Raw genomic sequence first — 15,073 nt, forward strand, 5'->3', positions numbered from 1 at the left:
TAACGCGTTACAATGTAACGCGTTACGGCTTAGAGGCAAGGGCCGCCACGTTGCGAAGTCCCCAAACCGCAGTGCGCCGCTCGACGCTATCACCCTCGCGGCTTCGCCACCGCCACGCCGCCGCCGTTCCGGCGGCGATAGATCCAAACCGCCAAGCCTACGACGATTGCCACGCCGACCACGGTCAAAATCCACATATGCTTATACGGATGCCCATGGTGCGGCAGCCCGGCATATTCGTGCAGGGCCGACACCGCCAAAACGCCCGGCAGCACATGCGCCGGCGCCCAGACCAGGATCGCCGGGATGTTGATGGCGTAGAAGCGGGCCGGGGGCATGCCGAGCGCGCCCGCCGTGACCGGGACGAAGGCACGGATCGGCGGCACGAAGCGGGCGAAGAACACCGCCCAGATGCCGAAGCGGTGGAAGAAATTCTCGCTCTGTTCGACCACACGCGGATACTTGGTCAGCGGCCAGGTGTTGAGGATCTCCCGTTGTTGCCGGTGTCCGATCCAGTAGGCCGAACCATCGCCGAGCACTGCGCCGAGCGCCGCCGCCAGCAACACCCATTGCAGCTTGAGCTCGCCGCCTGGGACTAGGGCGCTCAGCGCCAGGATGATCGTCGAGCCGGGGATGACCGACCCCACCACCGGAACCGCCTCGAGCAGGGCCGCCAGGAACAGGGTCAGATAGGCCAGCCACGCATGGGCCGAGACGAATGAAATGAGGGGATCGAGAAAGGACGTCACATCGTCTCTGTGGTGGGATTGGGCCTTGGGGTTCGAACCCTATATCCAGACCCTACATAAGTAACGAGCGGCGGTAAAAGTGCCACCCGCGGGAGCAAGGACGGTGCCTTCGGCACGAAATTCAGGCGTGATTCGCAGGGCAGCCTTCCAAAAATCGCGTTCCTTGCCTATCTAGATGAAAAGACAACGGAACTTTGATCGGGGGGCGGGCTTCTGCCCGCCCGTTGTCTCTGATAGGTTCGCGATCGCACCCAGCCGCAGCCAACGTGCAATAACTGGTCTCGGGATCGCCCGGGACCTCGGAGGATTGATGACGACCGCCGCGATGTCCAAAGTTGAGGAAGTTTCCGGTTTGCCCGACATGAAGGTGTCGGTGCGCCAGGTGTTCGGGATCGACAGCGATCTCGAAGTCCCCGCTTATTCCGAAGTCGATCCTCACGTCCCCGAAGTCGATTCCGATTACCGCTTCGATCGTGCCACCACGCTCGCCATTCTCGCCGGCTTCGCCCACAACCGCCGCGTCATGGTCACGGGCTATCACGGCACCGGCAAATCCACCCATATCGAGCAGGTCGCCGCGCGACTGAACTGGCCCTGCGTGCGCGTCAACCTCGACAGCCACATCAGCCGTATCGACCTCGTCGGCAAGGACTCGATCGTGGTCCGCGACGGCAAGCAGGTCACCGAATTCCGCGACGGCATCCTGCCCTGGGCGCTCCAGCATAACGTCGCGCTGGTGTTCGACGAATACGACGCCGGCCGCCCGGACGTGATGTTCGTGATCCAGCGCGTGCTGGAAGTCTCCGGCCGCCTGACGCTGCTCGACCAGAACAAGGTGATCAAGCCGCATCCGGCATTCCGCATGTTCTCGACCGCCAACACCGTCGGCCTCGGCGACACCTCGGGCCTCTATCACGGCACCCAGCAGATCAACCAGGGTCAGATGGACCGCTGGTCGATCGTCACCACGTTGAACTATCTCAGCCATGACGAGGAAGTGGAGATCGTGCTGGCCAAGGCCAAGCACTATCGCACCACGGAAGGCCGCGACATCGTCAACAAGATGGTTCGCCTTGCCGACCTCACCCGCAACGCTTTCGCCAATGGCGATCTGTCGACGGTGATGAGCCCGCGCACGGTGATCACCTGGGCGGAGAACGCCGACATCTTCAGCGACATCGGCTTTGCGTTCCGGGTCACCTTCCTCAACAAGTGCGACGAGCTCGAACGTCCTCTCGTTGCCGAGTTCTACCAGCGCTGCTTCAACGCGGAGCTGCCGGAATCGTCGGTGAACGTGGCGCTCAGCTGATCTCTCTTGCGATATGTCGTCCCGACGAAAGCCGGGACCCATACCGCGAGGTCTCACGGTGAAGCGACGCTGCTAATTTCTCCTGACGCAATGATTGCCGGTGGTTATGGGTCCCGGCCTTCGCCGGGGACGACGGGTAAGGGCGAGATGAGCACCACCTCCAACTCCAAATTCCGCAACACCAAGGAAGCCCCGACCGAGCCGTTCAAGCGCTCGGTGGCCTCCTGCCTGAAGGCGATCGCCAAGGCGCCCGAGCTCGACGTCAGCTTCGCCGCCGAGCGTCCCGGGCTCGCGCCGGGCAAGGCGCGGCTGCCCGAGCCCGCGCGAAAGATGACCAGGCGTGATGCCGCCATCGTGCGCGGCCACGCCGATTCCATCGCGCTCAAGCTCGCCTGTCACGATCCGAAGGTGCATCGCAAGCTGATGCCGGGCAATCCGCAGGCGCGCGGCGTGTTCGAGGCGGTGGAGCAGGCCCGTGTCGAGGCGATCGGCGCGCGGCGCATGGCGGGCGTTGCGAAAAACCTCACCGCGATGCTCGACGACCATTTCCATCGCGGCAAGTTCGACGAGATCACCGATCGCGCCGACGCGCCGCTCGCCGACGCGCTGGCGATGCTGGTGCGCGAGCGCCTGACCGGCATGGCGCCGCCGACGGCCGCCAAGAAGATGGTCGATCTCTGGCGCCCTATTCTCGAAGACAAGATCGGCAGGCGGCTCGACCGGCTCGATACCGTGGTCGAGGACCAGACCAGGTTCGGCGATGCCGTGCATGATCTGCTGACGGCGCTCGAGATCGGCGACGAGCGCAGCGCCGACAGCGAAGACAATGACGAGAACGACGAGAACCAGGACGGCGACAACGATCAGTCCGGCGCCGAGGGCTCGCCCGATTCCGACGCCGCGCAGGAGATGAGCGCCGATCAGGCCCAGGCGTCGAGCGAGGAGATGAGCGAGAGCGCGATGGAAAGCGCGCAGGCCTCGACCTCCGACACCTTCGACGACGGCGAGCTCGGCGACGACGAGACGCCGGGCGAGGCGACGCGGCCGAATTCGCACGGCAAGAACGAGCCGCGCGGGCCGGAATATCACGCCTTCGCGCCGAAGTTCGACGAGGTCATCGCCGCCGAAGACCTCTGCGACCATGACGAGCTGGAGCGGCTGCGCGCCTATCTCGACAAGCAGCTCGCGCATCTGCAGGGCATCGTCGCCCGTCTCGCCAACCGGCTGCAGAGGCGCTTGATGGCGCAGCAGAACCGCGCCTGGGAGTTCGATCTCGAAGAGGGCATTCTCGACCCCGCGCGGCTGTCGCGCGTGGTGACGGATCCCTATCACCCGCTGTCCTTCATGCACGAGAAGGAGGCGACGTTCCGCGATACCGTGGTGACGCTGCTGCTCGACAATTCCGGCTCGATGCGCGGGCGGCCGATCACGGTCGCGGCGACCTGCGCCGACATCCTCGCCCGCACGCTGGAGCGTTGCGGCGTCAAGGTCGAGATTCTCGGCTTCACCACGCGCGCCTGGAAGGGCGGGCAATCGCGCGAGGCGTGGCTTGCCGCCGGCAAGCCGGCCAGCCCCGGCCGCCTCAACGATCTCCGCCACATCATCTACAAGTCGGCGGACGCCCCCTGGCGTCGTGCGCGGAAAAACCTCGGCCTGATGATGCGCGAAGGGCTGTTGAAGGAGAACATCGACGGCGAGGCGCTCGACTGGGCGCACAAGCGCCTGCTCGGCCGGCCCGAACAGCGCAAGATCCTGATGATGATCTCGGACGGCGCGCCGGTCGACGATTCCACGCTGTCGGTCAATCCCGGCAACTATCTCGAGCGGCACCTGCGCCACATCATCGAGGAGATCGAGACCCGCTCGCCGGTCGAGCTGATCGCGATCGGCATCGGCCATGACGTGACGCGCTATTATCGCCGCGCGGTGACGATCGTGGACGCCGAAGAGCTCGGCGGCGCCATCACCGAAAAACTCGCCGAACTGTTCAGCGAGACCAACACCGCGCCCACGCAGCCGGCCAACCGCCCGCGACGCAAACTGCATTCGTGAGCAACCATCGATCCCGCCGCAGCTTCATCGGCCACGCGGCGGCGGGATTTTCCACTTTCGCACTGTCTCGCCTGGCGCGGGCGCAGCCGGCGCCGAAGCCGGCGCTGATCGAGCACGCCGTCGCAGCGCCCGTTGGCATCGAGGTCAACGCGCGGCCGATCCCCAATTTCGAGCCGCGCGACCGCGCGCGCACGCGGTTCGGTTCGCTGGACTATCGCGGCGGCCTGGTGCTGACCTCGCCGCATCGCGGCTTCGGCGGCCTGTCCGGCTTCCGCTTTCTCGACAGCAAAGGCGAGCGCTTCCTCGCGATCTCCGACCAGGGCACCTGGTTCACCGGTCGCATCCGTTATTCCGGGCGGAGCATGACGGGTCTCGACGACGTCGAGGCCGCGCCCGTGCTCAATGCGGAGGGGCGGCCGATCACGGAGAAGCGGCTGTGGTACGACACTGAGTCGCTCGCGCGTGACGGCGACCTCGTCTATGTCGGGCTCGAGCGCGTCAACCAGATCATGCGGTTCGATTTTGCGAAGGGCGGCACACGCGCGCGCGGCGAGGTGCTGCCGACCCCGCCGGCGGTGCGCAAACTGCCCTACAACAAGGGGCTCGAGGCGCTGGTGTTCGTTCCGAAGGGGCAGCCGCTCGCGGGCACCTTGATCGCGCTGTCGGAAGGCGGCTTCGATGCCGACGGCAATCTGATCGGATTTTTGCTCGGCGGTCCCACACCGGGCCAGTTCAGCATTCGCCGCACCGACCAGCAGCTCATCAGCGACGCCGTGCTGCTGCCCTCGGGCGATCTCCTGATCCTCGAACGCAAATTCTCCTGGTTCACCGGCGTCGATATCCGCATCCGCGCCATCCCCCTGAAATCGATCGCGCCCGGCGCATTGGTCGACGGCCCCGTGCTGTTCAAGGCCGATCTCGGCCACGAGATCGACAACATGGAAGGCATCGACGCCCACGTCACGGCTGACGGCGAGACCGTGCTGACGCTGGTGTCGGACGACAATTTCTCGATGCTCCAGCGCACCCTGCTGCTGCAGTTCGCGTTGGTGGAGTAGGGCGGCGCGGCCGCAATGCATCCCCCGCGAGCCGCCATGCCCCCCGCGCGGCTGGCAATCGGCGCATCGCCCACTACACTCCCCTGCATCGCCCTCTATCCCTTCGGAACTCCCCCGCATGAGCGCCCTGTTTTCCCCGATCAAGCTGCGCGGCCTGACTTTGAAGAACCGCGTCGTGGTGTCGCCGATGTGCCAATATTCGGCCGAGGACGGCGTCCCCACCGACTGGCACTTCACCCACATCAACAATCTCAGCCTGTCGGGCGCCGCGATGTTCTGCATCGAGGCGACCCATGTCGAGGCGATCGGCCGCATCACGCCGGGCTGCCTCGGGCTCTACAGCGATGCCGCCGAGGCCGCGCTGAAGCAGATCCTCACCGCGGTGCGGAAACATTCCTCGACCGCGGTGGCGATGCAGCTCGCGCATGCCGGCCGGAAAGCCAGCAGCGCGCGGCCCTGGGACGGCGGCCAGCTGATTCCGCAGGACGCGGGCGGCTGGCAAACCGTGGCGCCGTCGGCGCTGCCGCACAAGGAGGGCGAGGCCGCGCCGCTGGCGCTCGATGCCGCGGGCCTCAAGCGCATCCGCGAGGCCTTCGTCGATGCCGCCAAGCGCGCCGATCGCATCGGCATTGACGCGATCGAGCTGCACGGCGCGCACGGCTATCTCCTGCATCAATTCCTGTCGCCGATCTCGAACAGGCGCACCGACGAATATGGCGGCTCGCTCGAGAACCGCATGCGCTTCCCGCTGGAGGTCTACGACGCGGTCCGCGCCGTATTCCCGCACGACAAGCCGGTCGGCATGCGGGTGTCGTCGACCGACTGGGTCGAGGGCGGCTGGGACCTGACGCAGACCATCGCATTCGCAAACGCGCTGAAGGCGCGCGGCGTCGACTGGATCGATGCCTCCTCCGGCGGCGTCTCGCCGCTGCAGAAGATCGCACTCGGCCCCGGCTATCAGGTGCAGTTTGCAGAGGCCATCAAGCGCGAGACGGGTTTGCCCACCATCGCGGTCGGCCTGATCACCGAGCCGAAGCAGGCCGAAGAGATCGTCGCCTCCGGCAAGGCAGACATGGTCGCGCTCGCCCGCGGCTTGCTCTACGACCCGCGCTGGGCCTGGCACGCCGCAGCCGAACTCGGCGGCGAGGTCGAAGCCCCGCCGCAATACTGGCGCTCGCAGCCCTCGACCCAGAAGGCGCTGTTCGGCAAGACCACGTTCGGGGCGCGGTGAGGGGCCGAGTCTGGCGCGAGGACCGCGCCGCAAACTCGTCATTGCGAGGAGCCCTTGCGACGAAGCAATCCAGGCTGTGTCCGCGGAAAGAGCCTGGATTGCTTCGCTGCGCTCGCCATGAGGATGGGGAGGCAGCCATGCGACACACGCCAAGGTCGTTGCTCCGCGTACCTTTTGGTCCCGTGCCGTCCCGCCTCACGCATCCGTAAACCCTCTCAGCTTCCACCTCCGCCAAATCTGGCCTAACCTCGCGCGCGTCCAACGCCTCGCGGAGGCCCGCCATGCGATTTCGTGTTCGAAAAGCTGCCCACGTCATCGAGCGCGTGGGGCTTGCGATGGCGGGCGCGGCGTGCGGGCTGTTCGTCGGCGCTTACGTGGGATCCGCGATCCCCGCGCTCACCACCGAGGGCTTCCTGCTGCTGATGATGGTGCTGGGCTTCGTCGGCTTCTATCTCGGCATCGACACACCGCAATTGCCGTTCGACGAGGCCCACGGCGACATCGATGCAGCGGAACTGTTGAGCGCCGCCGGCACGCTCTGCGCCACGCTCACCGCGCTCGCCTCCGTCGCCATCATCGTGCTCCGCCTCGATCCGCACATCGCCTGGAGTTGGTTCGCTCTGTTCGGCTGGATCGCCGGCGTCGCGATGCAGATCGTCGCGGGCGCAAAGGCGCGGATGCGGAAGCCGTGAATTTGTTGTGTTGGGAGAGATCGCGCCGCAAGTACACTGCGTTCCCTCCCCCCTTGTGGGGGAGGGCTAGGGAGAGGGGTAGCCACACGGCGTGCTCTGTCGAATGAAGCGACACTCTGTTGCCATCGCTTCGCACGTAACTAACACCTTTTGCTGGGCCACCCCTCTCCCCAACCCTCCCCCACAAGGGGGAGGGAGCCGAGCGGAGTGTGGAGCGCGGCCTTGTTCAGCAGCTGGAAGGAGTCAAAACACCACGCCCACCTTCGTGCCGCGCTTCCACGCCACGCGGCAGCGTTTTTTCGTGTTCACATGCAGCAGCTCGAAGCGATCGGGAATCTTCACCTGGCCGCCGAGATCGACGCAGGCGCCGCCCGGCGAATAGTCGATCAGCGTGCAGGGGATCACCGGCGCGCGCGGGTCGGTGATGATCTTGGCCTGGCGGGACACGAGGCCCGCGGGTTTGACGCGGGCGTGTCGTCGCGGATGCATTGGCACTCTCCTCCAATTTCCGCGGATGGCGCGGGTGGTCGGGAGATGATGCCAAGGAGTTGATTCGATCCGGCTAAGGCGGGCTGGAGAATTTTAATGAAAAGTGTCGGCGAATGGAGAAAGCGGCGGTAGCGGGGTGGGAAGGCTTCCCCCTCTCCCCTTGTGGGAGAGGGTGGATCGCCACGAAGTGGCGAGACGGGTGAGGGGTCTCGCACGGCATACGAAGCTTTCGCGTTCGCGGCGACAACCCCTCATCCGGCGCCATAGCCGATGCGAAGCATCGGCGTTTTCAAGAACGGCGGCCGAAGACCGCCTATGCCACCTTCTCCCACAGGGGGAGAAGGGAAGGCCCTCACCCCACCACGATCTCCCCCGACTCCGCCACCATGCCCACACCCGGCGGCAGCGGCATCGGCACCGTCACATAGTCCTTCGGCAAATTCACCGGCCGATAGCCCGGCTCCACCGCCATCCGCTTCACCACGCTCTCATGCACATGCGCGCCTTCGGGGATGAGGCGCGGCTCGCAATCGGGGATGTAGAGCCCGAGAAACACCTTCCGCGCCGGCCATTCCTTGTAGGTCGCGCTCTTCGGCAGATACTCCAGCACGCGCCAGGGCGCCGTCATCGAATCATGCAGCTCGCCGGTCTTGCCGGTGTAAGCCGGCGGCACGTATTGGAACGGCGAGTTCTTGCGCTGGATGCCCCAGGCGAGCTGGTTCACCGTGCGCGGGTTGAAGTTCAGCCCGGCCTTCGTCGCCTCCTCGATCATCCAGAGCAGCGGATATTTGGACTCGCCGCTCTCGATTTCCGGATAGCCGCCACCGACGTCGCAATGCACGCCGGCGAACCACACCTGCAAAATGTCCTGCGGCTCCTTCTTGTCGTCGGGCACGAAGCGGTTGCGCCAGTACTCCTGCGGCTCCTCATACGCCTTGAGGCGGAACATGCAGCGCCGCTCGTCCATGGCGATCGCCTGGCGGAAGATGTTGACGCTGGGATTGCGCAGCGTGAAGGCGAGCTCCTCGAAGCTCGGCAAATAGCCCCGGTCGGCGCGCGGCACGATCACGCTCGCCACCGTGTCCCAGACGCCGATGAAGTGGATGGTCGGCCAGCGCGACGAGGTGATGCGTGCGAACTGCGCGGCGAGATCGAACTTGTTTTTCGGCAGCGGCCCGCTGTCGTCAAACCCCTCATCGATGAGGTCGCTGACATCGTTGCCGCGCCCGGTGCCGGAATATTGCTTGTAGGCGACGAGGCCACTGCCTGCGAGGTTGGCCTGCTCCGGCGAGATCAGGCCGATCTTGTGGATCAGCCCCGCCAGCACGCGAACCGTGTAGGCACCGCGCGAAAAACCGAACAGATAGATCCTGTCGCCGGGCGCGTAGTGCTGGACCAGGAAGCAATAGGCCGACAGCGTGTTGTCATCGAGCCCGTAGCCGGTGGCGAGCCCCAGCACCAGATTGACGTTGGCTTTCCAGCGGTGCCACGTCGACGGCTCCGTCACCGTGCCGACCCCGGGATCGTAGAACACCAGCTGCCGCGGCCGCGTCTTGTCGGTCTTGCGCAGGCAGCGATAGAGCTTCAGGACGTTGGAGATGTTCTCCGAGATCTCGTTGCCGGTGCCGTCACAGCAGATGACGAGGTTCTTCGGCTCGGATGTATGCTCGGCGTTGCGCTCGTGATCCACAGGATGCCCCTCCCGCTGATGCTACCCGGGCGAGTATAGCGGAAAAGCGTGGGGAGAGGGAGATGGCGCTTCTTCCCCTCTCCCCTTGTGGGAGAGGGTGGATCGCCGCGAAGCGGCGAGCCGGGTGAGGGGTCTCTCTCCGCGTGCGAATCTCTCGCGTCAGAACTCCCGGAGACAGACCCCTCATCCGGCGCCATAGCCGATGCGAAGCATCGGCGTTTTCAAGAACGGCGGCCGAAGGCCGCCTATGCCACCTTCTCCCACAAGGGGAGAAGGGAAAACAGCGCCCGCACCTCTACTTCTTCTTCTGGCCGATCTCCGGCTGCCACGCCGCGTCCTTGCGGCTCGGCGCTGCGGCGCTGGTCTTGATCTTGTCCTTTTTCGGCTTCTTGGTCTCGCGGTTGCTGCGTTGCTGTCCCTTGGCCATGACGTCGTCTCCTCCTGGGTTTCGAGTTCGTCCGCGTGCGAGATCGGCGTTGCAATGGTCGCTGGGCAGGGCTCTGAGATGCACCCGCCCGAACCAATGAAGATCGCCGCTGCGCACACGAGGCGCGAAAGATGCAGCGCAACATCGACGCGCGGCAATTGCGTGAGCTGCGCTGACGTGGTCGAGCGTACGCCCGCGCCCTGCCGATTGCGAGGACTAAAACGCCGCGTGCGAGCACCGCGCTTGCGCCTTAAGTCCCGGCCCACGCTGACATAATGCTGGCTATTGCCGGGTAACAAGCGCATGGTTCGCCTTAGCTGGTGTCGGTTGGGGCCCCTTCTTTGCGAAAGGCAGGCGCGCATGACCATCCGCTCGCGGCGAGAAACCATCACCTTCAAGCATCCATTCCACATCCGCGGTCTCGAGCGCGAATTGCCGGCCGGCGCCTATGAGGTCGTCACCGACGAGGAGATGATCGAGGGCCTGTCGTTCGCGTCCTATCGCCGCGTCGCCACCATGATCACGGTGCCCTCCGAAGGCGTGCGCGGTGCGACGGAGATGCTGTCGATCGGCTCGGTCGACCTGGCGGATGCCCAACGTATCGACGCGAGTGCCGCCAATGACTGAAATTCCGGTCGATCTCGACAGCCACCGCGGCATGGCCGCCCAGAAGGCAACCGATCTGCGCCGCGCGCTGGCCGATGTCGAGGCCCAGGTCAGGGAGCTGCGCGAGCGCGAGGCCGAGCTCGAAAACCGCATGATGTCGGTGCCCGCCACCTCCTGGCCGGAGGCCGCCGTGAAGGCCCGCCATCTGCTCAACCTCTATGCTGCGAGCCTGCCCACCGAGGACACCCGCCACCGCGCGCTGGTGGCCGCGCTGTTCGACGATTTCGCAAGGCTCAACGGCGACGGCTGACGGCGAGGCAACGCGCGCAACCACCGGCGTCGTCCCGGCCGAGTGCGCAATTGCGCACGGAGCCGGGACCCATAACCACCGAAGTCAGTTGTTGTGCACCCTCGTGCCACAGCCTGCTTCGATAACGCTGACCGGCGCCGCCCCCAGTGCGCAATTGCGCAAGTCCGGCACGACGCGGACGCAAAAGGAGTACCCCATGACGCTCACCACCAGCCGCTTCATCGCCCATGACCAGGACCGCGGCATCGTCCAGTTCTCGATGCAGGACGGCGCAAAGGAGATCGCCTGCGCGATCTCGACCTCCGCCATGGACGACCTCGAGCGCGGCCCGCGCGCCAGGCCCAGCGAGCGCGAAGAGCAGTTCACGCGCCTGCGCGAACGCATCGAAGCCTGCACCGGACGCAAATACCAGGCGACGGAGTTCGAAGGCACGCCGCCGGGGATCGTGCTGCGGAGCATTGATTTTCGGGGTTAGGGGGCTCTCAGAGAGGCTGTCACAGCAAACGACGAAGCTTAAGACTCCGATTTATGATCGCTGTTGTGCCAGTGCTCCACTGTATGGATGAGTATAGCTGAATTCCTCCCGGACGAGATAGCAAATCGGCTATACCGGAAGAAAATGCGCTCAGTTGCTATTCGAAGCTTTCTCCCCTGCTACGCTCGTGTTGCGCCTCACTAGCACGACAGTCTTCGACTTCTCTTTGTAGTTCGGTCACCTTTCTACGGGCCAGTTCCAAATCAGACCGCTCCAAGTGGAGGTTTGGATCCGTAAGTAGTGGTAATCGATTTTCGATATATGCAGCACGAGACCCCTCCCAGCTTGTTGGACAGAATCGTTCAATGAAATGTAATAATGCTGCGGACTTGTCCGGGGCGTGTCTCAGGAGGCGAAGCGCTAGCGGTGTCCACTGTTGCAGCGGTAGTTCACCAGAATTGCAACTATATGAAATGACGCTCGACATCAAAGGATAGCGAATTGTCGGATCTCGTTCACACCATCTAATGACCGCGTCATCAGGGGCACTATCCAGCGGATTCCTGTCACTAGAAGCTAGGCTTCGATTGAAGTGTTGTCCAAATTCCTCCACGGCGGAGTAGTCCCCAAAGAAAGCGTCCAAAGCCGCATCCGGCTGAGTTGCAAAAATAGCGGAAAGAAAGCGTTCTGCATTGAAGCGGTAGATATCACCATTCTCCAGCGCAATGCGGAGTCTCTTGCATACGGCAAAAGCCGCTTCAGCGCCTTCATGATCTCTAAGAGAATATTTAACAATCTGCTCTAGGCGGTAGTCCATCATGCCATCGTCTCTGCTGAATGTAACGTCAGCGAGAAGCGATCGTCCCGCTTCGGCTAGTGCTGGCTGATGTTGGTCGCTTTGGTTTCCATGAAGCCGCATGGATAAGATCTCACACGCGACCGCAAATCCGCAAGTTTTCTGCTGAATCACGTTGATCAGAAGTGCAAGATCATTGGCGGCCATGTCATCGATATAACGGCCGGTCGCCAAGCTACGATAGTTTTCGATCGGTGCGACGTCTAAGTCGAGTAACCGTTTAAGGCGATCAAGGCCTTTGACAGTTAAGGGTATCACAGTTTGCAATGCAGGTAGTGCCGGCGCGATGTTCGCGTCGTCAACTAGGTCGTCAAGGAGGCGATCCGCTAGGTCGGCGTTGCTCTCGTGTACGCCCATAAGAAATCCGCACAGCGCGCCGTAATTTCGTTGCTCGCTGGGATTGGAGTGGAAGGCATCTATCAAGATATTCCATCGACTCGTTAGGTTGCCGCCTGATTTGGCCAAGCCTACCCCGAACCGCGTCAAGCGACCAACTCTCGCGGAAATGATGTCGGGCAGCAAGGTGCGAAGCGCTGCATCGTCTGCGCCCACTGCCTGGCCTAGCTCCTCTGCGAGATCCATTGCGCGGTGGAACGAAGTAATTTCGCTATTCTCATCCTCCGTAATTTCAGTTTCGGCATAGTCCACTTGGTCCCATGGTTCGGTAAGAACCACCGCTCGTGTCCGGGAGAGCAGATCAGTCGGCCGCAAAAGTCGCTCAAGGCGAATTAGCCGATTATAGTCTTCGCCGCGTTCCGCAGATCGAATACTCTTCAGCAATTTATTGAGTGCAATCCACCCTTCGTGCCATCCGTAAGGTTTGAGATCGTGTATAAGCCGTTCCAACTCGTCATTAACGCCAGCCCAGGTCCAAAGTCCCCCTAACGACCTAGCGATTACGGAACGCAGCTGCGAAGCAGTAAACTCTTCCGAGCATGCAAACTCCTGTGCGAGTGCAAGGCTGGTTCGGAACCAATGGGCCAGATCCGCTCGGCTCTTGAGCCAAAGACCATATCCGCGCGCGCGTGCCCCAAACTCGAAAGAGTCGCCGTGACGAAAATTTCCGGTCCGTAACAGTGCCTCGACCGCCCTTACCCCGCACTGTCTATGCAGATCTTTCTCCGAGCGAAGCAGCCGCTTGGCTATCTCAATTCTGAGGCCAATGGGACTAAGGGTGCCGGAAAATCTAATCTGAAAAAGACGTTCGATAATGTCAATTATGGTCTGATGGGGGCGTGTATCACGACGATCTTCCGCTTCAGCAAGGACGAGAAGTAAATTGATGCAGCGCTCGAAATGTTCGGGGTCGTATGCAATCGATCGAAGCAGTCGAGCAATTTGAGAGTGCCGCCACCGTTCAACAGAAATATTGTCGCTGTCGGCTCCTATCAGCCGCTCAAGACATCCTAGCGTAGCTTTTGGATCCACAGGCGCGACATATTGAAGGATTTGATCGTTCAGTCCGTCATATGCGCTGGCTGATGAAAGCTCGCCCTTTGGAGATAACCATCGGCCCACGATCTCTCTGGCTTCGCTGCTGTCGTGGAGAAACCCGAGGCGGCGAGCAAAGGATCGCTTTAGGCGATTGGTGCTTACCGCATTCTCGATCATAGAAAGCGGGAATGTTCGAAGTGCCAATTTGGCAACGTTGTTTGCGATCGTATGAGGCAGAAGCGCGCGCCAGACACTCCGCTGCTGAATTAAGCCACGAGCTTTGAGCGAGTTCACATAACCAAACAGTTCTTCTGGCTGCATGCCAATCAGCTGAGCTAAACGCGGGAGCTCAGCTGAGGGGCCGGAAAGGCTCTCACCTTCGAACGAATAAACGAGCGCACAGACCTGTGCGGCCTTCATTAAGCGCTCGTCTGGTCCTCTGCGTTGATAAAAAAGGCGCTGCAACAATTCATCATCAGAGAGGCTGGCGACCGTTTCGTTGCGTTCGACGGTGTTTGCAACAACGAGGGCAGCACGTGCGTTGCCTCCAGAGAATCGCGCGATACTGGCGATGTCTATTTGTGAGAGTGCAGGATAGCGCCGTTGAATGAGATGCTCAATGAGGTCGTCCGACGACGGCTCTAGCTTGAAGACGTCGGTGCTGTCGGGTTCGTCCTCTTGGATGTCATACTCGATCGTAAGGAGGCTCAGAGGACTTCCCGGTCGTTGGCAAACCGTAGTTAAACGGCGATGGAGGTCGCCTGGACAATTGTCCACCACAAGAATGATGCGCTGTTTCCCGACAGACAGATTTTCCGCCATATGGATCGGCGGTGGATTAGGGGCGTCTCCGAGATCGCAATAAATCGCTTGGCTTGGGTCGAGGCTTGCATCGCCGACGCTTTCATCAAAGAGCGCCTGGGCTAGGCGCGTCTTTCCGACGCCTGATAGTCCGGCAAGACGTGCAACACCTCCCGTCCTTCCAAGGGTGTTGCGCAACGATCGGATACCGTCATCGATCGAAATGCTGCCGCCTTTCTGTCGAACTTCTCGAAAGCGAAGTGTACTATCTTTGAGATACTGATCGTCAGATTTGGAAGATGAATAGGACCAAGCGCCGTGAGATTGCCAACCTTGAATCGTGCGGCCAATTCGTTGTCTAACCCATGGCACTAGCGCCGGATGGTTGCGGAGCCACGTTGCGATGCGCGATCGATCATAGAAATGTAGAGATAACTTTTCGGCCTTTCTATCGCGAGCCGCAGCGGCCCGCATCGCTCGCCGTCTATCTTCGAGTGCAGTGTCTGAAGCGTCTGTCCCTGCGCTGACGATGATGTAAGCGCCCGCATTCTGCGCGAGACCGGAGATTGAGGGGCGCAAACCGCCGTCGGGGCACATCTCCGGAGAGATGTCAGATGGCAAGATCGGAGACTTTTTGACCTGAAATCCAACTTCGCTGCAGGGCAGGAAATCGCCCAGTTGGGCTGTGTGCGGAAGACTTACGCGTACGTCGATGCCGCCATCCGGAGCGTTCTGATTTCCTCCGTATGTCACAGCGCTTGCAGGGAGACCAAGGTGTCGGAGCTCGGATTCAGCAAGGCGACCGACGAGCGCGCGCAGATCCTCATCGGACAGCTGTGCTATATCTTCGGAGCTAATCTCGAGCATGAGTCCGCCGGACACCAAGACTCAACA

13 protein-coding genes are annotated in these 15,073 nt (G+C 62.4%); 8 read left to right on the forward strand and 5 right to left on the reverse strand.

Going from position 1 to position 15,073, the window contains the following annotated elements:
• Positions 1 to 89: 89 nt before the first annotated feature.
• Positions 90 to 749, reverse strand: a complete 660-nt coding sequence (locus BcanWU425_RS03010) for a DedA family protein (RefSeq protein ID WP_085358849.1) — start codon at positions 747 to 749, stop codon at positions 90 to 92.
• 310 nt (positions 750 to 1,059) lie between these two features.
• Here BcanWU425_RS03010 and cobS point away from each other — a divergent pair, with 310 nt between their 5' ends.
• The 5 genes from cobS (at position 1,060) to BcanWU425_RS03035 (ending at position 7,091) form a co-directional block, all read left to right on the forward strand.
• Complete coding sequence (cobS, locus tag BcanWU425_RS03015; RefSeq protein WP_018452933.1) at positions 1,060 to 2,058, forward strand: cobaltochelatase subunit CobS; 999 nt, start codon at positions 1,060 to 1,062, stop codon at positions 2,056 to 2,058.
• Between the two features lie 147 nt (positions 2,059 to 2,205).
• On the forward strand, positions 2,206 to 4,110 hold the full coding sequence (gene cobT / locus BcanWU425_RS03020; protein WP_018452934.1) for a cobaltochelatase subunit CobT: 1,905 nt from the start codon (positions 2,206 to 2,208) through the stop codon (positions 4,108 to 4,110).
• Entirely contained in the window at positions 4,107 to 5,168 is a 1,062-nt protein-coding gene (locus tag BcanWU425_RS03025; RefSeq protein ID WP_204512790.1) for an esterase-like activity of phytase family protein, read from the forward strand. The genes cobT and BcanWU425_RS03025 overlap by 4 nt, the downstream gene beginning before the upstream one ends.
• A gap of 118 nt (positions 5,169 to 5,286) precedes the next feature.
• Positions 5,287 to 6,399, forward strand: a complete 1,113-nt coding sequence (locus BcanWU425_RS03030; RefSeq protein ID WP_204512789.1) for an NADH:flavin oxidoreductase/NADH oxidase — start codon at positions 5,287 to 5,289, stop codon at positions 6,397 to 6,399.
• Between the two features lie 281 nt (positions 6,400 to 6,680).
• Positions 6,681 to 7,091: a hypothetical protein gene (locus BcanWU425_RS03035; RefSeq protein ID WP_026232425.1), complete on the forward strand. Its 411-nt coding sequence runs from the start codon at positions 6,681 to 6,683 to the stop codon at positions 7,089 to 7,091.
• A gap of 243 nt (positions 7,092 to 7,334) precedes the next feature.
• On the opposite strand, the gene BcanWU425_RS03040 is transcribed toward BcanWU425_RS03035, so the two are convergent.
• From BcanWU425_RS03040 to BcanWU425_RS37375, 3 genes are all read right to left on the reverse strand, one after another.
• A complete protein-coding gene (locus BcanWU425_RS03040; protein ID WP_007599245.1) occupies positions 7,335 to 7,580 on the reverse strand; it encodes a PilZ domain-containing protein in 246 nt (81 codons plus the stop codon).
• Between the two features lie 352 nt (positions 7,581 to 7,932).
• Positions 7,933 to 9,270: a DUF2235 domain-containing protein gene (locus tag BcanWU425_RS03045; protein WP_204512788.1), complete on the reverse strand. Its 1,338-nt coding sequence runs from the start codon at positions 9,268 to 9,270 to the stop codon at positions 7,933 to 7,935.
• Between the two features lie 295 nt (positions 9,271 to 9,565).
• Complete coding sequence (locus tag BcanWU425_RS37375; protein ID WP_007599247.1) at positions 9,566 to 9,697, reverse strand: hypothetical protein; 132 nt, start codon at positions 9,695 to 9,697, stop codon at positions 9,566 to 9,568.
• 360 nt (positions 9,698 to 10,057) lie between these two features.
• Here BcanWU425_RS37375 and BcanWU425_RS03050 point away from each other — a divergent pair, with 360 nt between their 5' ends.
• From BcanWU425_RS03050 to BcanWU425_RS03060, 3 genes are all read left to right on the forward strand, one after another.
• Positions 10,058 to 10,324: a hypothetical protein gene (locus BcanWU425_RS03050; RefSeq protein ID WP_085351640.1), complete on the forward strand. Its 267-nt coding sequence runs from the start codon at positions 10,058 to 10,060 to the stop codon at positions 10,322 to 10,324.
• Complete coding sequence (locus tag BcanWU425_RS03055) at positions 10,317 to 10,613, forward strand: hypothetical protein (RefSeq protein ID WP_204512787.1); 297 nt, start codon at positions 10,317 to 10,319, stop codon at positions 10,611 to 10,613. The genes BcanWU425_RS03050 and BcanWU425_RS03055 overlap by 8 nt, the downstream gene beginning before the upstream one ends.
• 196 nt (positions 10,614 to 10,809) lie before the next feature.
• The gene (locus tag BcanWU425_RS03060) at positions 10,810 to 11,088 is read left to right on the forward strand and encodes a DUF1488 family protein (RefSeq protein ID WP_085351675.1); all 279 of its coding nucleotides are present in this window, start codon (positions 10,810 to 10,812) and stop codon (positions 11,086 to 11,088) included.
• A 157-nt stretch (positions 11,089 to 11,245) separates the two neighbouring features.
• On the opposite strand, the gene BcanWU425_RS03065 is transcribed toward BcanWU425_RS03060, so the two are convergent.
• Positions 11,246 to 15,046, reverse strand: a complete 3,801-nt coding sequence (locus BcanWU425_RS03065) for a hypothetical protein (RefSeq protein WP_204512786.1) — start codon at positions 15,044 to 15,046, stop codon at positions 11,246 to 11,248.
• Between the last annotated feature and the right edge of the window lie 27 nt (positions 15,047 to 15,073).

Source organism: Bradyrhizobium sp. WU425 (assembly GCF_021052305.1).
GTDB lineage: Bacteria > Pseudomonadota > Alphaproteobacteria > Rhizobiales > Xanthobacteraceae > Bradyrhizobium > Bradyrhizobium canariense_D.